General features: G+C 38.2%; 24 protein-coding genes. 16 read left to right on the top strand and 8 right to left on the bottom strand.

Annotated elements, in window-relative coordinates; translation table 11 throughout:
- Positions 1–74: 74 nt before the first annotated feature.
- The 10 genes from PaeCFBP13512_RS18040 (at position 75) to PaeCFBP13512_RS17995 (ending at position 10,433) form a co-directional block, all read left to right on the top strand.
- A complete protein-coding gene (locus tag PaeCFBP13512_RS18040) occupies positions 75–581 on the top strand; it encodes a CBS domain-containing protein (RefSeq protein ID WP_137225046.1) in 507 nt (168 codons plus the stop codon).
- Between the two features lie 149 nt (positions 582–730).
- Complete coding sequence (locus PaeCFBP13512_RS18035) at positions 731–1,282, top strand: GNAT family N-acetyltransferase (protein WP_069328405.1); 552 nt, start codon at positions 731–733, stop codon at positions 1,280–1,282.
- A gap of 120 nt (positions 1,283–1,402) precedes the next feature.
- Entirely contained in the window at positions 1,403–1,936 is a 534-nt protein-coding gene (locus tag PaeCFBP13512_RS18030) for a GNAT family N-acetyltransferase (RefSeq protein ID WP_137225044.1), read from the top strand.
- Positions 1,937–2,147: 211 nt separating this feature from the next.
- A complete protein-coding gene (locus PaeCFBP13512_RS18025) occupies positions 2,148–3,959 on the top strand; it encodes a helix-turn-helix domain-containing protein (protein ID WP_161594305.1) in 1,812 nt (603 codons plus the stop codon).
- A gap of 100 nt (positions 3,960–4,059) precedes the next feature.
- A complete protein-coding gene (locus PaeCFBP13512_RS18020) occupies positions 4,060–5,058 on the top strand; it encodes an ABC transporter substrate-binding protein (RefSeq protein WP_137225040.1) in 999 nt (332 codons plus the stop codon).
- Between the two features lie 195 nt (positions 5,059–5,253).
- The gene (locus PaeCFBP13512_RS18015) at positions 5,254–5,955 is read left to right on the top strand and encodes a response regulator transcription factor (RefSeq protein WP_137225038.1); all 702 of its coding nucleotides are present in this window, start codon (positions 5,254–5,256) and stop codon (positions 5,953–5,955) included.
- Between the two features lie 15 nt (positions 5,956–5,970).
- Complete coding sequence (locus PaeCFBP13512_RS18010) at positions 5,971–7,428, top strand: sensor histidine kinase (RefSeq protein ID WP_137225036.1); 1,458 nt, start codon at positions 5,971–5,973, stop codon at positions 7,426–7,428.
- Positions 7,429–7,485: 57 nt separating this feature from the next.
- Entirely contained in the window at positions 7,486–8,457 is a 972-nt protein-coding gene (locus tag PaeCFBP13512_RS18005) for a PepSY domain-containing protein (RefSeq protein WP_161594304.1), read from the top strand.
- A 138-nt stretch (positions 8,458–8,595) separates the two neighbouring features.
- Positions 8,596–9,201 (top strand): PepSY domain-containing protein, encoded by a 606-nt coding sequence (locus PaeCFBP13512_RS18000; RefSeq protein ID WP_069328397.1) that lies wholly within the window; start codon positions 8,596–8,598, stop codon positions 9,199–9,201.
- Between the two features lie 314 nt (positions 9,202–9,515).
- A complete protein-coding gene (locus tag PaeCFBP13512_RS17995) occupies positions 9,516–10,433 on the top strand; it encodes a DUF7638 domain-containing protein (RefSeq protein WP_069328171.1) in 918 nt (305 codons plus the stop codon).
- Between the two features lie 115 nt (positions 10,434–10,548).
- On the opposite strand, the gene PaeCFBP13512_RS17990 is transcribed toward PaeCFBP13512_RS17995, so the two are convergent.
- Both PaeCFBP13512_RS17990 and PaeCFBP13512_RS17985 read right to left on the bottom strand, forming a co-directional pair.
- Positions 10,549–10,728 (bottom strand): hypothetical protein, encoded by a 180-nt coding sequence (locus tag PaeCFBP13512_RS17990; protein WP_069328172.1) that lies wholly within the window; start codon positions 10,726–10,728, stop codon positions 10,549–10,551.
- A 370-nt stretch (positions 10,729–11,098) separates the two neighbouring features.
- Positions 11,099–12,139 carry a LacI family DNA-binding transcriptional regulator gene (locus PaeCFBP13512_RS17985; protein WP_137225032.1) on the bottom strand — a complete coding sequence of 347 codons (1,041 nt, stop codon included), beginning with the start codon at positions 12,137–12,139 and terminating at the stop codon, positions 11,099–11,101.
- A gap of 453 nt (positions 12,140–12,592) precedes the next feature.
- Between PaeCFBP13512_RS17985 and PaeCFBP13512_RS17980 the strand changes: the two genes are divergently transcribed.
- Genes PaeCFBP13512_RS17980 through PaeCFBP13512_RS17970 form a run of 3 tightly spaced genes read left to right on the top strand, consistent with a single transcriptional unit; the run spans position 12,593 to position 16,073 of the window.
- A complete protein-coding gene (locus tag PaeCFBP13512_RS17980; RefSeq protein WP_069328174.1) occupies positions 12,593–13,882 on the top strand; it encodes a sugar ABC transporter substrate-binding protein in 1,290 nt (429 codons plus the stop codon).
- A 2-nt stretch (positions 13,883–13,884) separates the two neighbouring features.
- A complete protein-coding gene (locus PaeCFBP13512_RS17975; RefSeq protein WP_069328175.1) occupies positions 13,885–15,234 on the top strand; it encodes a carbohydrate ABC transporter permease in 1,350 nt (449 codons plus the stop codon).
- Positions 15,231–16,073 carry a sugar ABC transporter permease gene (locus PaeCFBP13512_RS17970; RefSeq protein WP_069328176.1) on the top strand — a complete coding sequence of 281 codons (843 nt, stop codon included), beginning with the start codon at positions 15,231–15,233 and terminating at the stop codon, positions 16,071–16,073. Before PaeCFBP13512_RS17975 ends, PaeCFBP13512_RS17970 begins: the two co-directional genes overlap by 4 nt.
- 127 nt (positions 16,074–16,200) lie before the next feature.
- Here PaeCFBP13512_RS17970 and PaeCFBP13512_RS17965 read toward each other — a convergent pair whose 3' ends face one another.
- A complete protein-coding gene (locus tag PaeCFBP13512_RS17965; protein ID WP_137225030.1) occupies positions 16,201–16,959 on the bottom strand; it encodes a hypothetical protein in 759 nt (252 codons plus the stop codon).
- Between the two features lie 133 nt (positions 16,960–17,092).
- Between PaeCFBP13512_RS17965 and PaeCFBP13512_RS17960 the strand changes: the two genes are divergently transcribed.
- Positions 17,093–17,614, top strand: coding sequence for an excalibur calcium-binding domain-containing protein (locus PaeCFBP13512_RS17960; RefSeq protein ID WP_161594303.1), 522 nt, complete (start codon positions 17,093–17,095; stop codon positions 17,612–17,614).
- Between the two features lie 68 nt (positions 17,615–17,682).
- Here PaeCFBP13512_RS17960 and PaeCFBP13512_RS17955 read toward each other — a convergent pair whose 3' ends face one another.
- Both PaeCFBP13512_RS17955 and PaeCFBP13512_RS17950 read right to left on the bottom strand, forming a co-directional pair.
- Positions 17,683–18,135, bottom strand: coding sequence for a hypothetical protein (locus PaeCFBP13512_RS17955; RefSeq protein WP_137225027.1), 453 nt, complete (start codon positions 18,133–18,135; stop codon positions 17,683–17,685).
- A gap of 249 nt (positions 18,136–18,384) precedes the next feature.
- A complete protein-coding gene (locus PaeCFBP13512_RS17950; protein WP_137225025.1) occupies positions 18,385–19,299 on the bottom strand; it encodes an arginase family protein in 915 nt (304 codons plus the stop codon).
- A gap of 105 nt (positions 19,300–19,404) precedes the next feature.
- Between PaeCFBP13512_RS17950 and PaeCFBP13512_RS17945 the strand changes: the two genes are divergently transcribed.
- Positions 19,405–19,743: a winged helix-turn-helix transcriptional regulator gene (locus PaeCFBP13512_RS17945; protein WP_137225023.1), complete on the top strand. Its 339-nt coding sequence runs from the start codon at positions 19,405–19,407 to the stop codon at positions 19,741–19,743.
- 68 nt (positions 19,744–19,811) lie between these two features.
- On the opposite strand, the gene clpP is transcribed toward PaeCFBP13512_RS17945, so the two are convergent.
- Together clpP and PaeCFBP13512_RS17935 are read right to left on the bottom strand one after the other, a co-directional pair.
- On the bottom strand, positions 19,812–20,393 hold the full coding sequence (gene clpP, locus PaeCFBP13512_RS17940) for an ATP-dependent Clp endopeptidase proteolytic subunit ClpP (RefSeq protein ID WP_137225021.1): 582 nt from the start codon (positions 20,391–20,393) through the stop codon (positions 19,812–19,814).
- A gap of 15 nt (positions 20,394–20,408) precedes the next feature.
- A complete protein-coding gene (locus tag PaeCFBP13512_RS17935) occupies positions 20,409–21,212 on the bottom strand; it encodes an RNA polymerase sigma factor (protein WP_137225018.1) in 804 nt (267 codons plus the stop codon).
- A 256-nt stretch (positions 21,213–21,468) separates the two neighbouring features.
- Between PaeCFBP13512_RS17935 and PaeCFBP13512_RS17930 the strand changes: the two genes are divergently transcribed.
- Positions 21,469–21,951, top strand: coding sequence for a DNA topology modulation protein FlaR (locus tag PaeCFBP13512_RS17930; protein WP_137225016.1), 483 nt, complete (start codon positions 21,469–21,471; stop codon positions 21,949–21,951).
- 29 nt (positions 21,952–21,980) lie between these two features.
- Here PaeCFBP13512_RS17930 and fabF read toward each other — a convergent pair whose 3' ends face one another.
- Positions 21,981–23,216, bottom strand: a complete 1,236-nt coding sequence (gene fabF / locus PaeCFBP13512_RS17925) for a beta-ketoacyl-ACP synthase II (RefSeq protein WP_137225014.1) — start codon at positions 23,214–23,216, stop codon at positions 21,981–21,983.
- Between the last annotated feature and the right edge of the window lie 159 nt (positions 23,217–23,375).

Below are 23,375 nucleotides of genomic sequence, written 5' to 3'. Positions count from 1 at the left end.
ATTCGTTATCGCCTTTAATCTTGAAAGAGTACGATTTATATATACTCTGAATCATAGAAAGAAGGCGATGGATCATGATTAGTCAGATGCTGAAGCCCTTGCTGAGACAAGCGAGAACAAATGAAGCTACGTCTTTGCAAGCAGTAGCGATACCTTCATTTCCAGATAGTCGTCCACCTGAAGACACGTTAACCCTTACTGATCTTCTTCGTAGTGCTCCTCAAGTCACAACCAAGCAGACATGTGAACAAACGCTTAAAGTCATGTCCAGTTATCCTGAAGCTGAAAGTATTGTAGTCTGTGATAAGCACAATCATCCAGTAGGTATCGTGATGTGTGCTCGCTTTTTCTTTCGTGTGAATAGACGTTCAGGCATGGATGAATTTCAGATGCAACGAATTGTGAAGTTGATGACACAAAAGCCTCTTATTGTTGATGTTCATCATAATGTAACTGATGTACAGCAGCTTGCAGAGCAGCGTGCTGAATATTTCCGCAATGATAGTGTGATTGTTACCGATCAAGATCATCTGGTAGGTATTGTGACAGCCAATGATCTACGTTATGGTTATCGCAGTTAATAGAAAATGTAGATGATGATAACAGTAATTGGAGCTGTCCTTAAGGACGGTTTTTTTGTATGAACATTGATCATATTTGTTAGCAACGCTTTACTCACATATATGGTAAAATACATATAACCTATCCCAATTTGAAGGAGCAGATACATATGAAAATCGAAGATATTTTTGGGAATTTGCCTGTACTGGAAACAGAAAGAATGATTTTACGTCCGATTACGATGGACGATGCAGAAGATATGTACGCTTATGGTTCTGATCCAGAAGTGACTCGTTATGTCACATGGCATGCACACCAGTCGATCGAAGAGACCCAACAGTTTATTTCCTTTTTACTTGGAAAATATGAAGAAGGCGCTGTCTCTCAATGGGGGATTGAACATAAAGAATCCGGGCGCTTGATCGGTACAATGGGCTTTATCAATTGGAATACCAAACATTTTAAAGCTGAAGTCGGTTACGCTCTTTCTAGAGAATTTTGGAATCGTGGATATACTTCAGAAGCGATGAAAGCAATTATCGACTTTGGCTGGAATCAAATGAAATTGGTACGGATCGAAGCTCGTTGTATGCCTGATAATATTAATTCTGCACGAGTCATGGAGAAAGTCGGCATGCAATATGAAGGCTTAATGCGTAAAAACTTGTATGTTAAAGGACGCTTTCACGATGCCAAAATCTATGCGATTGTAGCTGATTAATCTGGGAATGGAATTCAAGGAGAGCTAGCTTCATTTGACTTGCCTGAAGAACAATTTGATTCCAACTATCAGAGCAAAGAATGATGCACTATTTTTTGTGAATAGAGGGGTTGGTTAGAGATGAGTACTATTCGATTTGAGCCGATAGAAGAACAGTATTTGCCTGAAGTGCTTTCGATTTATAAGCATTATGTAGAGCATACAACCGTATCTTTTCATACGGAATTGTTATCGTTGGCACAGATGCGCGCGCAGATTATGAATGTACCTGCTCATTACAAGTCTTATGTGATTATCGAAGAACAGGATGCTTCTGTAGTCTCTAATGCTGAACCTACACCTGTAATCGCTGGCTACATCTTAATCACTCCACACAAAAATAAACAAGCATATGATGTTACAGCAGAAGTCACGATCTATCTAAAGCCCGGTCAGACAGGCAAAGGATTAGGCGGAAAATCGCTCACTTTTCTAGAACAAGCAGGCGTTGCAAGTGGATTTCATGTGTTAATTGCAACGGTATGTACAGAAAATGCAAATAGTATCGCTTTATTTGAACGATATGGCTATAAGAAATGTGCTCATTTTCGTGAAGTTGGTTATAAATTTGGTCGTCGGCTCGATATTGCTAGTTATCAGAAAATTATTGGCTAGTTAATCGTTTTTTTATTCATGATTTTGTGAGATCCATTATCATTTTGACGTACTGTTTTATTCTTTGATATCACTAAATGATAATCATTATATTTGGGAAACGAATAATAGACTGGATTTAGACCCGAGTACCTGAGTTTTTCAGGTACTTTTATTATAGGTTATAGTCCTCAACTGTAGACCTTAACTTGAAAGGGATTGGATCATGTTTTTGAAAAAGCAAAAGGTACATAAGCAAGGACATGTATATACGTATTATCGTATTGTAGAATCGTATCGAGATGAACAAGGCAAGAACAAGCATCGTACTGTGAAATATTTGGGTAAATTGTCTGACCAAGAAGTCGGCACTATTACCAAGCAGTTAAAAGAAAATCGTTATCCATTTTCCAATCCAAACGATGTATCTATTCCTGAACACAAACAACATACGCATATCTTATCTCGCAAAGTATGGATTCCTTTGTCATTGACGATCATCACTTATCTGCATCATCATCCTAAAGAATGGACAGTTGCAGAATACGATACTTTGATGATGATCAAAGAAGGACAAGCAGATGTCCAGCTTCAAGGCAGTCACTTTACGATCAAAGCGGATCAGGTTTTATTTTGTCCGGCTGGAAGTGGTGTATTTCTATATAATAATTCTTCACAACCTGTCCAGCTATTGAAGCTTATGTTCCAAAATGTAGATAAGCATGCATCTTCTTCTTGGTCTAGCGATGGTCTAGCTACGATCATACCTGTACATTCCCCTTTAGAAATGCAGCGCTTAGGCAAAGAATTACTAGCAACCGTAGATCAACCGAAAGAACTGTCTGTAGAAAAAGAGCTGTATAGCCAACTGCTTTTTTATCAACTATTACATTTGATATGGAACCAGCATTCATCAGGGACAGAAGCAACTAATCTGAATATGATACAGCAGGCTACAGATGAGGTAAGGATGTATTATCGTGAAGAGATACGGCGTACGGTTATCGCTGCTCGCTTAGGGATTACACCTGAACATTTTTCTCGTATTTTCCGTAAGCATAAAGGTATTTCGTTTACCGATTATGTCTACCGCTGGCGAATGAATGCCGCCAAAAAAGACCTGCAATATTCTAGTGCAAGTATTAGCGAGATTGCTAGACGTAACGGATATCCGAATGAGCATTATTTTAGCCGTCGGTTTAAGTCTTTATTTGGTCTATCGCCCAAGCAGTATCAATCGTCTGAGAAGCAGTATGCTACGTGGAATTATCCTTTTACAGCGATGCTTCTTCAACTTGGTATGGTTCCCCAAGCAGGGTATTTGGAACAATGGAAATGGGAGAAGTATCATCAACATCTGGATCTAAGCACGATGATTGTATTGCATGATAGTCTAGAGCAATCTATACAGACGATGAATGATGTACAGCCAGATCTTGTATTTGCGTATGAAGATAATCTAGGTAGATCCATATTAGAAGAATATGTACCTGTACAAACTCTCTCTATTGAACATCACAACTGGCAACAACAATGGTTGTGGTTAGCGGAGCAGGTAGGCAGGCTAGAACAGGCACATCAATGGTTAAATGATTGGAATCGGCAAATACAGCAAGCGAGAGAACAATTATCATCTTTTATCGGTATGGAAGAAACAGTAGGTATCTACAAAATCGTCTCGGAAAAAATATATGTATACGGTGATCGGCGCAGTATGGGTGGCCCACTTATTTATCAACAGTTACATCATATTCCTCCTGCAATCGTACAAGAAGATATTATAGATCAGAATTTGATCAGTAAAGAAGTGACTTTAGCAGAATTAAGTCGATATGCAGCAGATCATATGATTGTGATTTATTATCCAGTTGAAGGCACATCAGAAGTCGCTTTGGAGCCTGTAATGGAATCTTTAGAGTGGCAACAATTAGCAGCTGTACAGAATCGACAATGTTATACTATGGATCGCAATATTTTTTATGGATTTGATCCTTGTTCACAAGAAGCACAATTACAATTGTGGTTACAACAGTTCATATCATGATTGTCATGATAAATGATCATATTTGTGCATAGACGTTATACGATAGACTTGTTATGATTCCACCTGAGAATGATTATCAATTAAATCGCAGGGGGACATTATGAATTATTACAGATATACAAAAAAAACTATCCTTACAGGTGTACTATTGTTATGTATAGCACTGGTATTGGGAGCTTGTAGTGGTCGTACAAGTACTACTTCAGCAACAGACAGTCAACAGACGAACACAGAATCATCACAGTCTGCAACACGAACGATCGACACAGCTAAAGGGAAAGTGACTATCCCTACTAACCCCAAACGAATTGTATCTACCTATTACCATGGAACACTGATTGCACTTGGACTGACTCCTGTAGGGGCGAACAAAGAGTGGTGGATGGGCAGTCCATTTTTGAAAGAACAAGAACAATCGATTAGTGATATTGGTACACCCACTTCTTTGGAAAAAGTAGTTGAATTAAATCCTGATCTGATCGTTATTAACGATTTTGATGTCGAAAAATACGAAGAATATTCCAAAATTGCTCCAACGATCTATGTTCCTTATTCTTCCTACCATAATCCCAAAGAAGAAATACAATTATTCGGTACATTATTAAATCGCGAAAAAGAAGCAAAGGCATGGTTAGATCGCTATGATCAGACAGCTGAACAAGCACGTGAACAAATTAAAAATAGAGTAAAACCGGGACAAACCGCAGCTCTTATCAATGTACGGAGTAAAAAAATAGCTGTACTTGGTGAAAATTATGGGCGTGGCGGATATGCTATCTATGATGCACTCCAATTAAAACCATTAGATATCGTGCAAAAAGAAGTAATTGATAGCGATGCACAGATCAAAGATATCTCCCTTGAAGTATTGCCAGAATATGCGAATGCTGATTATATTTTTATTTGCTTTAATAATGATGCGGAACAGGTCGATAAGAGTTCTATTCTGGATAACCCTTTATGGAAAAGCTTGCCGGCTGTGAAAAAAGGACAGGTCTATATGTTACCTTATGACACTTATGCTTACTATGATCCTGAATCAATTATTGGTCAGATTGGATTAATCAAAGACATGCTGATCGATAAAAACAAATCTTAATGATATAAACTTCTTCTACAGGATATCCTGACTGCAATGATAGCGTCTCATGCCTATCGTTGTTCAAGCAGGATATCCTTTTTTTGTCGATATAATTCATTAGCGCAACAACTGAATTTCGTGAACATCGCACGGTCTGTTATGATAAAGGATAAGTGAATACAGAGTAGCTATAGCAACAAGGAGGAACAGAGATTGAAGGAACATATTTTAATCGTAGAAGATGAACACAAAATTTCTCGACTGTTGCAGATTGAACTGGAAGCAGAAGGGTATGATATTTCACAAGCCTATAATGGAGCACAAGCATGGGATCTGTATCAAGAAAGTACGTATGATCTTATTTTGTTAGATGTGATGTTACCCGAAATGAGTGGTATCGAAATTTTGAGACGGATTCGTGGTGTAGGTGGAAATATACCCGTTATTTTATTAACCGCCAAAAGTTCTGTTGAAGATAAAGTAGCCGGTCTGGACTTGGGAGCGAATGATTATATTACCAAGCCTTTTCAAATCGAAGAATTATTAGCTCGTGTACGTGCAGCTCTACGGCAACGTCCACAGACTGCTCCTGTTATCGAAGACAATGATGGAGTCTGGTTAACCGCAGCAGACTTACGCCTTAACGAAGGAACCCGAGAAGTGATCAGAGGTGAGCAACAGATTGAGCTCACGCCACGTGAATTTGATCTGTTAGCTTATTTGCTCAAGAATAAACGGCAAGTACTGAATCGGGATCAGATTGTCACGGCGGTCTGGGGATATGATTATTACGGAGATACTAATGTCGTAGATGTCTATATCCGTTATGTACGCAAAAAAGTAGATCAAGATCCTGAACGCGAACTGATTCATACGGTACGCGGAGTAGGGTATGTTATTAAAGATAATAGTTAACAGAAAGGATACAGGATGAAGCTAAGAAGTAAAATACATTTGTATTCTTCGGTGTTATTTGCCTTGTTATTTATTTTAACGAATGTGCTGGTCTATATTGTGTTTAGCCGCTTGTCGATCAATGAACAATTGGTACGAGTGGAATCACAGACCAACAAAACAGCGGACAATATTCGGCAAACCGCAGGTTCGATGACCACAGCCGATCTATTACGTGCTTATGTTCCTGTAGATGGAATGATCCGTATTGTCACTGAAAAAGGAAATAATTCATTAGTCGTAACTTCTTCTTCGGAACAAGAATTAAGTAAGCGCACCGTAAGCTATAGTAAAGAATTACAATCTCAAAAAATTACGTATAATGCGAATGGGTATGTATTCGTATCTATTCCTGTGATCTGGACGGACGGTTCTGTTGTGAATGTGCAAGTGACAGAAAGCCTGCATCAGACAGAAAATTATTTGCAGGTACTTCGAATCGTATTGATTACAGTCACAGGATTAGCCATGATTCCAGTTATTTTGTCAGGTCATATTCTTGGACGAATTATTATGCGTCCTATTGGAGCCATGACTTCAACGATGAGTGAGATTAAGCGAAGCGGGCGATTCAAGCGTTTGGAATTAGATCCTAAGTCCAAAGATGAATTATTAGAAATGGGTCAGACATTTAATGCAATGATTGATCTACTTGAGACCAATTATGATAAGCAAAAACAGTTCGTGTCTAATGCTTCTCATGAACTCAAAACACCGCTCACCATTATTGAAAGTTATGCCAGTCTGTTGAAGCGTAGAGGGATGGATCGTCCAGAACTATTCCATGAGTCGGTTGATGCGATTCATTCAGAAGCGGTACGCATGAAAGAAATGACTGAGCAACTGCTGTTATTAGCCAAGCACAAAGAACAGTGGAATTTATCGATAGAACCTTTGCATTTAGCTGAAGAAATCGATCAATTGGTCAAAGGGTTCCATAATGCATATCAGCGTCAGATTGATGTTCGTATTTCCACTGAATTGCTAGCCAAACCGTCGCTATTATTGATTCAAAATGATGCTGGTAAATTGCGACAATTGTTGTTCATTTTATTAGATAATGCTCGTAAATATAGTCAGAATCCGATCGTGATTGAGATTGAAAATGATCAACCCATGTCAGAGCATGCAGGTACAGTGAAAATACAGCGTAGATGTATTCGAATTATTGACCAAGGAATTGGTATTCCTCAAGCTGAATTATCCAAAGTATTTGACCGCTTTTACCGGGTTGATGAAGCACGTAGTCGTACCGATGTAGGAGGATCTGGACTAGGGCTGACTTTAGCTTTAGAAATAGCAGATGCGATTGGCGCTACGATACGTCTGGAAAGTGTAGAAAAAGAAGGCACAACAGCGATCGTCTCGTTACCCGCTATTTTTGTACCTACAACTACGATGTTCTCAGCAAATTCTAATGAAGAGCCTGTATAATAACGATGCAATTAGAAATTATATTGAGGAAGTGATCCATAAATGCGACGAAGAGAGATGCAAAGAACAGCATCACCTGCTACTCATACAGTAGCAACTGTTATCAAAGACAGACGATGGTGGATTGCCGGAGCAGTCGTAATTTTATTAATTTTGATGTTTTTAATGACATTATGGTGGAAATCTATAGCACAAGCGAGCCCTGTTTTAACATCAACACAAGCCAAAAATGTAGTACTCAAGCAATATCCGGGTAAAGTAACAGAGACTGCATTAAATAATGGAATCTATACAGTTCAGTTACAATCGGATCAAGGCATGTATCAAGTTCAAGTCAACGGTAACAGTGGAGCGATTCAATCGATTCAACAGATCGGACAATCGACAGTAGCGACCACTACACCTAATAGTACGAATACAACAGATTCGTCTAGCTCAGATTCATCCAGTTCAACAGCAACCGAGCCAACGACTTCTACTACTACACCGGCAACAACAGATAGCAGCAATAGTACAAATACATCATCTGCTGAAGATTCGACAGATACAAGCGATACTACATCGACACCAACTGAATCTTCACCACCGACTTCAACTACTGAAAATAAAGATAGCAGTAATGACAACAGTGGAATAGCTAATAACCAACCACCGTCTAATGATCAGCCAGCTATGGGTACACCTGATCCGAACCAGCCGCCAGTCGGTGCGCCTGCGTCACCTGAAGATCAGCGAGATCGCAAAGATGATCGTAAAGACAAAGAAAAGCCTAAAGATAAGAACAATTCATCCAAACCCCCTGTATTGATTTTAAAAGAAAAAGATGCAGAGCGAATTGCACTGACTCAAGTACCCGGTAAAGTGGATGATACCGACTATGAAGATGATGAAGACAAAGGACAATCGTATTACTTGGTCGATATTGATACGCCAGATGAAAGAGAAGCTACTGTACAGGTGAATGCGATTTCTGGAGCAGTCATGTCTGTCACATGGGATGATGTTGACGATTCCGACAACGAGAACTAAGAAAAAATTCATAATAATTAACGTTCTCATCAAATTCTAATCTTGTTGTAATCGACATCTCATTTGTAAGCTTTATATTAATAGCAGAGGCAAGAACAAGTGAAAAACATATTACAAAATTATTAGGAGGAACATAACATGATGAACAAAAAATTAGGTATCGGTGTATTATCAGCAGCAATCGCTTTGGGAACAATGGGAACTGTGACAGCAGCGACTACGAATAATTCAAGTAATTCAAATAGTGCAACAGCAACAACAAGCAAATTAATTGGTGAAACCAAAGCGAAGCAAATCGCATTAACGAAAGTACCTGGAGGTACGATTGATGGTGTAGATTTAGAACGTTACAATAATGGCAAATTGTACTATGAAGTTGATGTAGATAAAGCCAATTCCACTAAAGATGTAGATGTTCATATTGATGCAGTTACAGGTACTGTGTTGAAAGTGGTCAACGATGATAATGACGATGATGACAACGACAACCAGACGGCTACAAACAATGCCAACAACAAAGTAAAAACAGTCGCACAAGCTAAAGCCATTGCTTTGAAAGCTGTAAAAGGTACAGTGACTAAAGTAGATCGTGATAGTGATGATGGTCGAGTGACTTATGAAGTTGACTTGAAAATCGCTGGTGGCGAAGCAACTGTAGAGATTGATGCAGCTACAGGTAAAGTATTATCAGTCGATAAAGATTACGACAATGATGATGACAACGACGACTACGATAACGATTAATAGGTAACAAAGCTTATAACTAGCAAGCTTATAATTAAATAACGATAAGATCTAAATAAGCTCTTATTCTGAAAGTAATCGATATGATTATTTTACAGGGTAAGAGCTTTTTGCTAGACTAAATACATAATTTACTTAACTATTTAAAAAAGTAAGCTATACTTATTAAGGGTTTTATTCAAGAAAATAGATGACCGCCTAAAATTTATAACTTATAATACGTTAAACAATTACTTAATAGGTTAATAAATAGATAACTATTATTATCAATCTATAAAAAAGATAGTGCATATGGGAAGGAAGAAAGATGACTCATGCATAAAATTCGAAGAGAAAAAATAATAGAAGGTACCACTATTCCTGGATTTATCCGTAATGGACAATACTTTTATATCAATGTAGATATTTATGAAGATGGAATGGTGAATTGTTGGGAACTGGCTGATCTCAAAGGCGTGCGCGAAAAGATTGATTTGGAATGGTTAACACCACAAGTACCTGACGGAGAATCTATTTCCGTTTTTGGCTTAGGGGATTATCGCACGATTGGCGGTTCATGGAAGCACGATGCACAGAGCTATTATGACTACATAACGGAGTTAGTACAGCAATTGAATCCGGGTATGCATAATATCTACGAAGTTTCTTTTGCCGAAAAAATGAAAAAAGAGAAATATAAAATTGTAGAATCACCTTACGCCCAAGATTTCTTTGTAGAGTCTGAAGTAGGATATAAAGTCGTTACAGGAGAAGGATTTTTTATCTTTATGAAGTATGAAGGTATTGATTATCTGGTATACCTCACGGTATATAAAGACGGTACGATTGAATGTCAAAATGCTGTTTTTCAAAAAATATTAAAATTAGAAGAGTTAGAAGAATTATTTAGCAACGGCACCTTTTTTACAGAACTCAAAGAACCGACTAAGATCACACTCGATCATCTCGGTGATGTAGTAATGGTCAATGGAAGTTACATTATAGATATTGAGGATAAATACAAGCAAGTACTCGACATTTATCAAAAGTTAAACAAGCATCCAAGCTTATATGATATTTGTAGAAATCGGTATTATGACTATTTAGAAAACCCAACAGTAGAGAATAAAGAATATCTACGTAAAGCTTATGAAGTGATTCCAGAGAATGAGCGTCCTCGTGTAGCCAAAACTCAAGCTCAACATGAAGATTATATTCGTATTCTGTATACCGATCAAAAAAGAGAAGTTTAAATACAATAAACCCCTTGTCCTGTAAATGGATAAGGGGTTTATATATGGAACGAACAATCGCTGTGATGAGATCGCTCAATCTTGGGATTGAATGTATTCATGAGTCCATCCTTTATTATAACGTGTGATGTTCAAGCAGATCATGCCGATTGCGAAGCTCTAAGTGAAAACGGATGCTTTGCAGTAGAACTGGATTATTCTCAATCTCTGCTTCTTCAATACGTTCTTCTTTCACTGGATCAGGACTGCACAGAAATTGGGTCATCCATAGAGATAAGTTATTATCGTTATTCATAAGTAAACCCTCCTCGGATGAAATAGTAGTTGACTCGAAAGATCAGTAGATCAATACAGAAACTATAATGATCCGTAGCTTGTATACTGTTTCTGTATAGTTATTATATCGTGCATACTTTAACGAAATGTGATGGCTAGCTTAAAATAACATTAAATTATGCTACAAATAAGACAAAATAAAGGGAATGATTGAATATACATCTATTTATTTCCTATTATTGTTAAATATTTATGTATCCATCTCATGTTGGTGTTATATCGTATACGTTATACATTGGATATCGAATGTATGTATTTCATAGCAAATAAAGCGACTGTGCCAGAATAATGTCTGGTTCAGTCGCTTTATTGAATTCGTATGTGAATAATTATGACTCCGTATGAGGAGGGGAGAACATAGAGGACTCCCGTACAATCAGACGATGAGGAACAATATGACGCTGTGAAAGTAACGCATGATCATCTCCACGAATCGCTTGAATCAATGCTTGCGAAGCCGTATATCCAAGATGATAAATACCAATATCTATACTACTTAGTGGTGGAGTCGATAATTCAGCAAGCGCAATATTGTTAAAACTCACTATTGAGATATCATCAGGTACTTTATAACCCAATTCATGGAGCCCACGCAAAATTCCAAAACTGACAATATCATCGACAACCACAAGCGCTGTTGGACGTTCAGGCAAATTCATAAAAAAGGACATCGCCCGATAACCACTTTCTTGCAAAAATTCTCCTTCTACAATCCAATCATCCCGTAAAGGAAGACCTGCTTCTTGCAACGCTTGTCGGTAACCGCTCATTCGATCAAGCGATACGACGAGCTCAGAAGGACCACTTACAAAGCCAATCCGTCGATGCCCTAATTGGATCAGATGACGGGTAGCATCTGCCGCCGCTTCTATATTGTTGGTATCGACAGAAAGAACATTCGCATGTTGCTCACTGCGTCCGATCAGTACCGTTGGGAATTCTTTATCACTTAGGAAATCAACAACCGGATCATTTTGACGAGAATAAAGTAAGATCGCTCCATCAATACGTCCACCAAAAACTAAGCGAGAGACGGCGTCTACTTCTTCCTTTTCACTAGCGCCTGAAGTGAGGACGACATCATATCCACTTCGATTCGCTTGGGTCACAATACCACGTATTAATTCCATAAAAAAAGTATTCAAAAACAACTCTTCCGCAGGCTTAGGTAAAATCACACCTAAACTTTTGGTTGTTTTGGATACTAGACTTTTCGCCATCATATTTGGATGGTAGCCCATCTCCTCCATAATCTCTCTCACTTTTTCTGAGGTAGCATGGCTGATTCGCGGATGATTAGACAATACACGCGAAACGGTAGAAGGAGATACGCCTGCTCTTTTGGCGACATCTTTGATCGTAACCGACATGTGTACCTCCCTGGTCATGGTTTTTGGGATATTGAGAACCATCACTATCTGTATTATCTATGTTAAAACATATGCTATACGGATGTAAACTGCAAAATATACACACTTCCAAAGAAAATAGGCGATATTTTATGATTTTCAGAGAAATAGATAGGATATAAGCAATTATATCTGCAAAAAGCCAGAATATGGCGTTAAATTGTTTGTGCAAACGTTTTTACAATTTCCATATTTCAGTTATGATGGATTTGCTGGATAAAGCGCTTACTTATAACATCATTTACCTTTAGTGGTGATTATTAGACTTTTATGGCTGGGGAAAAGGGTATCATATGCTAATATGAACAAACGTTTGCGCAAATGATATAGTCAAAGTACATAGGCAACAAACCCTTGATAACAGTACATAATTTTAGCGCTCGCCATCATACTATAGAGCGGAGGAAAAAAAGAATGATGAATCGTAAAAAGTGGGGAATCATGAGTTGTTTATTAATCATGATGTTAATAGTGTCGGCATGTAACAGTGGTGGAGCAGGAACAACTACACCGGGAACAACCACAGATCCTGCAACAGCAGCCGATCAGCAAGAAATGGTACCTGAAGAAGGCGCCAAACTTACCGTATGGGATAGTGGCGATCAGAAAACATTTATCGAAGCAGCAGCTAAAGCTTTTAAAGAAAAATATAATGTAGAAGTAAGCTTTGCTGAAGTTGGACCAGACAAATCGATGGGTCAAATGGTAACAGATGGACCAGCAGGTGTAGGTGGAGATGTATTCGCCGGGGTTCATGATCAGATTGGTCAAGGGGTATCCGCAGGTGTTGTGTTGCCTAATGACTGGTTCGAAGAAGATACCAAATCACGTAATAGTGAAATTGCGATCAAAGCGTTAACGTATGACAATATGTTATATGGATATCCCAAATCGGTAGAAACCACAGCTGTTTTCTATAACAAAGACTTGATCAAAGAAGTACCACAAGATTGGAATGGCGTAATTGATTTTGCAAATACATTTAACGATACAAAAGCGAATAAATTTGCGATCATGTGGGAAGTTGGTAACGGATACTATGTATTCCCATTTATCGGTGGATACGGTTCCTATGTATTCGGTAGTGATGGTACAGATGCAACAGATATCGGTCTGAACAATCCAGCAGCTATTGAAGCAACAACATTTATTCAAGGATTGAACAAAATTCTTCCGCTTAAAACATCAGATATCAATGCAGATATCAAAAAATCATTATTTACGTCTAATAAATTAGCAATGAATATCAGTGGTCCATGGGATACAGGTTCACTCAAAGAATCGGTTAAAAATATCGGTGTAGGTATGTATCCAAATCTGCCAAATGGTAAACCAATGACTCCGTTCTCCGGTGTAAAAGCTTATTTTGTAAACGCTTATACGAAGTATCCGAATGCTTCTAAATTATTTGCAGACTTTATTACTTCCGAAGAATGGCAGACTAAGAACTTTGAAATGAATGGAGCTCTTCCATCCAATACCAAAGTAGCTGAAAGCGAAAAAGTACAAAGCGATCCGATTGCATCTGTATTTTTGAAACAGTTTGAAAATTCAGTACCGATGCCTTCGATCCCAGCAATGGCGCAATTCTGGTCTCCAATGGAAGCAGCAATGTCTTCGATCTGGAACGATAATAAAGATCCCAAAGCAGCACTGGATAATCTAGTCAGTCAAATGAAGAGTAATATCGAGACAGGGCAATAACAATGGGGAACGTATCGATTCATCCTGAGCGAACAACAGGTGTAGGGAGTGGGCTTATAGCAGCGATCTTGTCTGCGCTGATTATGGGACTCGGGCAAATGGTTAATCGTCAGTGGGCGAAAGGAATTATTTTCCTGATTGCTGAACTGGTAAGTGTCTATCTGATTATTACCAGTCTGGCGAACAATATCTGGGGGTTGATCACACTTGGTGATCAGCCTTCCCGTATGGAGAAAGTCGGCAGATTGTATCAGAACGTACCGGGAGATCATTCGATCTTTATGATGATCTACGGACTGGTCGCACTATTGTATATTGGTTTATTGATATGCTTCTATATTGCGAATATCAAAGACGCTTATCGTATTGGTAAAAAGCGCGAACGTGGCGAACGTGCCAATACATTCCGTCAGACATGGAAAATGATCGGTAATCAAGGGTTTCCTTATTTGTTACTGACTTTACCAGCGATTGGCGTATTAGTGTTTACGATTGTTCCGATTATTTTTATGGTATTAATGGCATTTACCAATTACTCGGCACCCGATCATATTCCAGCTAAAAATCTAGTCGATTGGGTAGGGTTCCGTACATTTACCAATCTATTAACACTCAAATCCTGGAGTCATACGTTTATCGGTGTACTCACATGGACGATTATCTGGGCAGTGGTTGCGACAGTCACTACATATTTCGGCGGTATTCTAGTCGCATTACTGATTGAGCAAAAAGGGATCAAATTCAAAGGCATGTGGCGTACGCTATTTATTTTGCCGTATGCGATTCCGCAATTTATCTCTCTACTAATTATGCGTAATCTACTGAACTTCCAATTTGGCCCGATCAACCAATACTTGCGTATGATGGGTCTGGGTTCAGTACCGTGGCTGAATGATCCGTTCTGGGCAAAAGTGACCGTGATTCTAGTGAATATGTGGATCGGTATTCCCGTGTCGATGATTCTTGTACTGGGTGTACTGACAGCGATTCCGCGTGATCTATACGAAGCGGCAGAAGTGGATGGAGCGACAGGGTTCCAGAAGTTCCGTAATATTACGATGCCATTCGTATTGTTCCAGACGGCTCCGATCTTAATTATGCAATTTGCAGGCAATATCAATAACTTTAACGTGATTTTCTTGTTAACAAATGGATTACCAGCCAATGGAGATTATGCGTTTGCAGGTAGTACCGATCTATTGGTTACATGGCTCTATAAGTTAACTCTTGAAAATCAGCGTTATAACTTTGCTTCAGCGATCGGCATTATTATCTTTATTATTATTGCGGCATTCTCGCTCTATAACTATCGACGTAGCCGTTCCTTTAAAGAGGAGGATATGATCCAATGAGAAAACAACAACGTGTTAAATTGGTGTTCAGTTACATCTTGCTTGTACTGATCGCTATAGGCTGTATTTATCCAGCACTCTGGATCATTTTATCCTCACTCAAAGAAGGCGATTCGCTCTATAGTGAGACATTGATTCCGCAAAAATTAACATTAGAGCATTATATGGACTTGTTCCGTTCGCAATCGGACAAAGATTTGCCTTACTTAAAATGGTATTGGAACACACTCAAAATTGCGATTACCAGTATGATTCTAGGAACGCTTTTCCAAGTGCTAACCGCATACGCCATGTCACGCTTCCGCTTTAAAGGCAGACAAACGATGATGTCACTTGTACTGATTCTAGGCATGTTCCCGGGATTTATGAGTATGATTGCAGTGTATGTTATTTTGCTACAAATGAACTTACTGAATTCGCCGTGGGCGCTAGTACTGGTGTATACCTCTGGTGCAGCACTGGGAATGTTTGTGGCTAAAGGCTTTTTCGATACGATTCCAAGAGCATTGGAAGAATCGGCTTTGTTGGATGGAGCTAGTCATTTCCAGATATTCAGTCGTATCATTCTACCGTTGTCGATGCCGATCATTACGTATATTGCCTTAACGACATTTGCCGGTGCATGGGTCGACTTTATCTTCGCTCGCTTGATCTTACGTTCGAGGGAGAACTGGACATTGGCGGTAGGATTGTATGAGTTGGTCAATACGTATTCGAGTACAGAGTTTACGTTATTCGCCGCAGGTTCGGTGTTGGTGGCATTGCCGATTACGTTGTTGTATATGTTCTTGCAGAGGTTCTTGGTGCATGGATTGACAGCAGGAGCGACGAAGGGGTAATACAAGCCAAAGATATAATAAAGTTAAATTAAATAAAGAAACCTTATACTTTTTAATCAGAGTATAGGGTTTCTTTATTTTAGCTATATTTTATCTTATAAATGTTAGTAATAATTTATTTTTCTGATTAAACACTTGAAGGTTCAAACTCTTCTATATAAGTTATACTCACGATATGTGTTTTATTTATTAAAATTTCTTCTTTTGTAAAACTTAAAGCATTATCCAAACTAATATTTGATTCTTTATTATGCAATATATCATAAATTAACTTTTTATCTTTAACGATGTAATCTCCTTTTTTAGTTATGTTTAATAGAATTACTTCTAATTCAGAATTATTGGATAAAATAAATTTGAAAATATGTTTTTTAATAGCACTGGTTGAAAAACGTGAAGGATATAAAGATAGAAAGGCATAACTAATTTTAAATATAAGAAAAGAACCACCTAAACCTAGAATTACAATAGCTACAGACTCAAAATTAAAGCCAGTAAAATAGTTATAAATAATACCAATAATTATATTTGCATAACAAGAAGCCGCCACAAGAGAAAGCAAAGTACAACAATGTAAATAATAATTTATTTTATAATGTTCTGATTTATCTTTTTTTAAATTTACTATTAATGTATAAACACCTATTCCTAAACATGATAGAATAAATAGTATAGTAATTGTAAGATAATGTTCATGACCAAATTGGTTGAAAAAATAAAGAGCTATAAATATTGAAATTAATATAAATAAAGGTGTTATCACTAGATTATTAACTTTTCGAGAAATTTTAAATCCATTTTCTATTTTTTCAATGTTGCTAGTATTAAGGTCTAGTATATTTATTAATTTAGGTAGAGAGGAAAAAATTGATGGTGGAATTTGCATATTGGCTCTCCTATCAAATTATAATATTTAAACTGTGTTCTTTTTAAAAAAATCTAGATATTAAAGTAGTATTGTAATTCTTTAATGTGATTATTATAAATCTATAAATATGTTTTTGATTGGAGGGATATTAATGAAAAATTTAATCTCAATAATAATTTCTCAATGTAAAAAAATAAATCCGTTAATATTATGTTTAGTTGCAGTTATAGGTGTTGTAGGTTCAATGATATTTATAACAAATTCAATAGATAAACAAAAACCTACACTCTCAACTCCAATAAATAGTTTCAAATCAACAGAAGTTCAAATACAATCTGAAGAAAAAAGTAATGTTGATGAATTAGTCACAGAAAATGAAGAATCTTCATCCGATTCTGAGCCTAAAGTTGTTGAAACAAATAATAATTCTCCTGAACAAGGGATGGTTGATCAACAACTAGAAAAACCTCAGCAATCGACAGTCGTTGAAAGTAAAGAAGTACTTAACTTGAATTCAGCAGATTTAACTCATGAAGAAGATAATGTACAAGACGAAATATATTATGAGAATTGTTCTGTAGTACGTGATTCTGGATTAGCCCCCTTATCAAAAGAAGATCCCGGATATAGTCTGGAATTAGACCGAGATGGTGATGGTCTAGCCTGCGAATAAAATATTATTTACCATATTGTTTTAAGAGAATGAGTGATCTTTGTAAATCGAAGGGTCATTCATTTTTTCTAATGATCATAATTCTTACGCCAATTTTGAAACAATTGATCATAATTTAGCTTTTGGGAACTAGGAGCTTCTAGTTCTTTATCTTTAATATAGTTCTCAAAAGTTTTACCTTCTTTATTTACTCCAGATTCTCTTATAGATAATTCGTTTAAAACTGCCACCCTATACTCACGATACGAGAGTTGTTTACCAGTTGAATCGACTGCTATTTCAGGTATAGGATCTTTCATTTTTTCTAAATTTTCTTTTACTTTATTATTAGAAACTTTCAATAATTCATTAACACCTGCATGATTAGGTTTATCAATTTTAGCTAGTTCTAAATAATATATAGCCGCACGATAATGTTCATTTTTCATTGCTTCTTTGCCTAAATCTATATTTTTTCCAAAATTAGTGAGCTTGCATGAACTAAGCAAAAAAATAGCTATCAAAATTATATATATTTTCAATAAATAGAAACCTCCTTTGATACTTATTCTAATGAGAATAAATGAGAATAAATGTTATTATAATTATAAAATTCTACATACAAATTTTAGGATGTATAATTAAAATATAACTGTATTTATTTAGAAAGTATATTAAAAATTACTTCCTTAGCACTTTAAAAGTGTAGTACAAGAAATATCAAATAAAAATACCCTCCTACTTTTTTGCAGAGTAAGAGGGTATTAAGATAGTAAAGCACTATTTAAAAATTACGTATTCAAAATAGGTATTTCTGCAAGCAAATTCTTCAAGTTAATCGCATCCCATGGTGTGTGTTCAGTTATCCCTAAGCCAACGACTTCTGTTTCTTCAGAGAGTTCTTTCAGCAAATGGAGCAATTGTGGGAATTGCATCGTACCGGAAGGAGAGACAAGATAAGGTTCGTAAGGCTTTGCAAATAACAAAGAACGAAATGCTTGAGGATCAAGTACATCGAGATCAAGATGAACGGCTAAGTGCTTAATATTTCTTTCTTGAATCCATGTTTTGATAGAATCTAAGCTATTGGCTAATTCTGCTGTTCCTGCTGTACGAATACCTAATCGTTCGATCATTTCGGTATCATGTTCGACTACTGTTATACCTTGTGCTTCAAAGGCTTCTGCAATGAACTTGTTCTCTTCTTCTGTAGCCACAGCGAGTCCCGCAATAAAGACATTCTCAGGTTTCAAAGGAACTTTCACATGCTTAGCAAATTCCTGATCACCTTCGCCAAGAAGATTGCCTAGTGGCAGGGTATGCCCGTTATCGTATCCGGTATATCTAACCAGATCACTATGAGCATCGATCCATATCAAGCCTAATTCACCATCATATTTTTCATTTAAATAAGCAAAAGGAGCTTGTTCGACCAAGCAATCTCCTCCAAACATAATAATGCGATCGGGTTGATGTGCCTGAATAAGATGCTCAGCCGCTTCTAATTGTTGTAACAATTGTGTTCGTCCATACATTCCATGCTCATTTTGAAGTGGGATACCCTCATAAGGTCGAACAGGAACATGAATAAGAGGTTGATCATTATTAGGAGCTAGCCATGCCAGTAGCTCAGCACCGAAAGAATAGTTGGGATTATTCCCACCTTGCCATTGTGGCATTAAAAGACGTATCGTTTTGGTAGTCATTATTGATCTCCTTTACTTCAAAGTAAGGCTAGTATAAACTGAACGCAAATATAAAAGTAGTACGCACTATTTGGATAGGTACTACCCAAAAGGATAGTGGTGTAGATGAGTATGGCTGAATATCAAGGCAAAATTAAAAACATTCAAGATACTCCGTTCGGCTACACGTTGTCAATTATTGGCGGGAAATGGAAGATGGTCATTATCTATCTTTTGGCTGAAAATCAAACGGTTCGTTTTAATGAATTAAAAAGACAAATTGGTGCCATTACGTACAAAACGTTAAGTGCTCAACTGAAGGAATTAGAAGCAGACGGTGTAGTAAAGCGAGAAGAATTTCCTCAAATTCCACCCAAAGTAGAATACAGTCTTACTGCGAAAGGCGCATCACTTTTACCGGGATTGGAAGCATTATGCGAGTGGGGAGTTAACAACCAAAATTGAAAAAAGCAAAAATAAGCTATCAGCTCTTAGACAGGCAATAGCTTATTTTCAATTTCTAATCTATTTTTCTAAACCCTAGCCACAACCTGATCCACCAACCCGTAAGCTACCGCTTCCTCAGCCGTTAGAAAATAATCTCGATCACAATCTTGCGCTACCTTCTCCAGAGGTTGACCGGTACGATCTGCGATAATTTCATTCAACTTCGCTCGACTGCGAAGCAAGCGGTCGGCATAGAGAATTACATCCGAAGCCTGACCTTTAGCGCCACCAAGAGGTTGATGAATCATAATTTCACTATTAGGTAAAGCCATCCGCTTTCCAAGCGTACCACCTACGAGCAGAATTGCACCAAAGCTTGCCGCCATACCTGTACAGATTGTCGATACATCTGGTTTGATAAATTGCATCGTATCATAGATAGCAAAGCCAGCCGATACCGAACCACCGGGGCAATTGATATACATCTGAATATCTTTTTGCTCGTCTTCGGCAGCTAGATGAAGCAGTTGAGCCACAATAATATTTGCCATCTGATCTTCCACTTCACCAGACACCATAATGATCCGATCTTTCAGTAATCGAGAATAAATATCGTAACTACGTTCACCACGATCCGTTTGTTCCACCACATAAGGGATAGTTGTCATCTGAAGCACTCCTTGTTAAGCAGCCGCTATACGTATCTCAGAAGAAGAGGATGAATAGAACTGCTTGTGATACGGCAAAAAGGGCTGCATTGTATTAGAGACTGCTGTCGATGTTGAATGCTTAGCATAAGCCCATTGGGTATCGATAGCTATAGCTTGAACATCCTGACTGGACGTATTCATTCGCATCACCGTCAACTGCACGATTCTGGAAGCATCACCTGCATGAAGGGCTTGTACGTATTGATGTAAGAGCACCAGCGTATCCCTATCTTCGGCGAGCGAAATGTATTCGTCTAAGGTGTCAACTTTTTGCGTAAGAATCGTTCTTGCCCGGTACAGAGCTGCTTTGACAGCACCTTCAGTCGTCTCTAACATCTGCGCCGTATCTGCCGCTGAATAACCAAATAAATCTCGTAACATAAAAATCGCTTGTTGCCATGGAGATAGTTGATTCATTAATTGTTGTATCGCGAGTTCAATATCTTGCGGACAGGATTCTGCTACATCCTGTACTATTAGGTGATGTTGCTGAATATAATTCTCCACATAACGTTTTCTACGCATGATATCGATCCATGTGTTACGAGCCGTGCGAATCGTATAGGCTTCTGATTGTGCTATAGATAATCCTTTGCACTGAGCAGATAGAATTTTGAGACAGGTTTCTTGCATAAGGTCTTCAGCATCTGCGATATGATGGGTTAATGACAGACAGTATTTATACAGGGATGGAAGTTGCTCTTTCCAATACTTTGTCGTCTGATCTGTAGAATGTGTTGAACATAAAGTAAGATCTTGCTTGTGTAAAAGTGTCATCTATGGGGCGCCCCCTTTGTGATCAGAAATGCTCTAACTACAACGTTGTATATCTTGTAAACGAATAAGGTGATTCAAAAGATACGCAATATGTATAACGATAATTAAAATATGTACAAGTCTGGCTAAGAGCATACCGTAATCTCTTATTTTTTTAAAGGTTAACTCTAACGATTTATACTAAACCTATGCTAGTATAGTAAAGACGACATCAGATCGTAATGGGCGGCTAACGAGCGAATAGGAGTGAACATAGATGACACCGAGGAAAATACATATTATAGGCGCCCATGCAAGTGGAAAAACCCATCTGGCACGTCGATTATCTCGCAGATTGGGTATTCCTCATTATGCACTGGAAAATTTAGTGTGGAATGGAACAGGGGAGAAGAAGCGCAGAAATATACCTGCCCTGCGAGAACAACTCTTGTTAGATATCGTCTCGCAAGACTCATGGATCGTCGAGGGGCAGGATTATGAATGGTTAACGTTTAGCTTTGCTATGGCAGAGCAGATCATTTTTTTGACTCCGTCTCCATTGGTGCGAGATGGACGAATGATTTTGCGTTTTATGCGTCAGAAAATAGGAACAGAAGTCGATCAAGATCGATTCTCATTCGGTACGTTAATGAATATGATTGAATGGAATCATCATTTTGAACGACATACGAAGAAAAATATTATCGAAGCATTAGAGCCTTATAAGCACAAACTCATCATAACCAAGTATGTTCAATAAAGTAGAGTTCATAATGAATAACTATACGGTTATTCGTATTTTTTCAAAACGACAACAGCATTATGACCACCAAAGCCGAACGAGTTGGATAATCCAATCTGAAGATCGGCTTTTCGTGCACCTTCAGGAACATAATCGAGATCGCATTCTTCATCAGCTTGGTGCAAATTAATTGTCGGTGGAATGATCCCATTACGTAGCATTTGAACCAGCGCTATCGCTTCTGCACCGCCAGCCGCACCGAGCATATGCCCTAACATCGACTTATTAGCAGTCACTGGAATCTGATACGCCTGTTCTCCAAATAATTGCTTGATCGCATACGTCTCCGAGCGATCTCCAACGCCTGTACTGGTCGCATGGGCGCTGATCACATCGACTTGCTCTGGTGTGATGCCTGCATTGCGCAATGCGGATTTCATGGCTTGATGAGCTCCACGACCTTCAGGATGAGTCGCTACCATATGATAAGCATCTGAACTAGCTCCATAGCCGATCACTTCAGCGTAGATAGTCGCTTTTCTAGCGAGTGCATGAGATAAAGATTCCAGTACCACAATCCCTGCACCTTCTGCCATAACAAATCCATCTCTGGATTGATCAAATGGACGACTGGCTGCGGTTGGGTCGTCATTACGTGTGGATAAAGCAGTTGCATTGCCGAAGCTAGCCAGAGCGACTTCATTGATCGCCGCTTCTGCACCACCTGCTAGAATCACATCGGCATCTCCATAAGCAATCATTCGCATCGCTTCGCCAATAGCGGTATTACCGATCGAACAAGCCGTAACAGGGGAAAGCGTCGGTCCCCATGTGCCAAGCCGAATACTAATCATCGCGGCCGCACTGTTAGCGATCATCATCGGAACCAGTGTAGGGCTTACCCGTTCAGGTCCTCGTTCTAATAAAATATGATCTTGATCCAACAACGATTGAATTCCACCTGTACCTGAACCGACATAGACACCGATTCGTTCACGATCACTTTCTTCGATATTTAAGCCCGCATGAGATACAGCTTGTTCAGCCGCAGCGATTGCAAATTGAACAAAGCGATCCATCCGTCTAGCTTCTTTTCGTCCAAATAAAGCATCCCCATCAAAATCACGCACTACACCTGCAATTTTGGCTTTGTGCCGTGAAGTATTAAACGCATCAATCATACTAATACCCGATTGACCTTTCACCAAATTATTCCAAAATGTATCTATATCATTCCCTAACGGAGAAACAATCCCCATCCCTGTAATCACAACTCGTTCCATCCTTTTTTATCCTCCTAAGCGTTTGGGTTTGGCAGTATAAACGCGACCTCTACACTATTATTCTGGCATGCAAAATATCCTATTACAAGTTACCGTTTATCCTAGTATAATAAGTAACAGGTTACTGCATACTTTTTAAACCTATCAATCCAATAACAA

Origin of the sequence: Paenibacillus sp. CFBP13512, assembly GCF_005233705.1 — a bacterium.
GTDB classification, from domain to species: Bacteria; Bacillota; Bacilli; order Paenibacillales; family Paenibacillaceae; genus Saccharibacillus; species Saccharibacillus nuruki.
The sequence above is the reverse complement of the archived record's forward strand: the minus strand, read 5'-3'. Positions and strand labels throughout refer to the sequence as shown.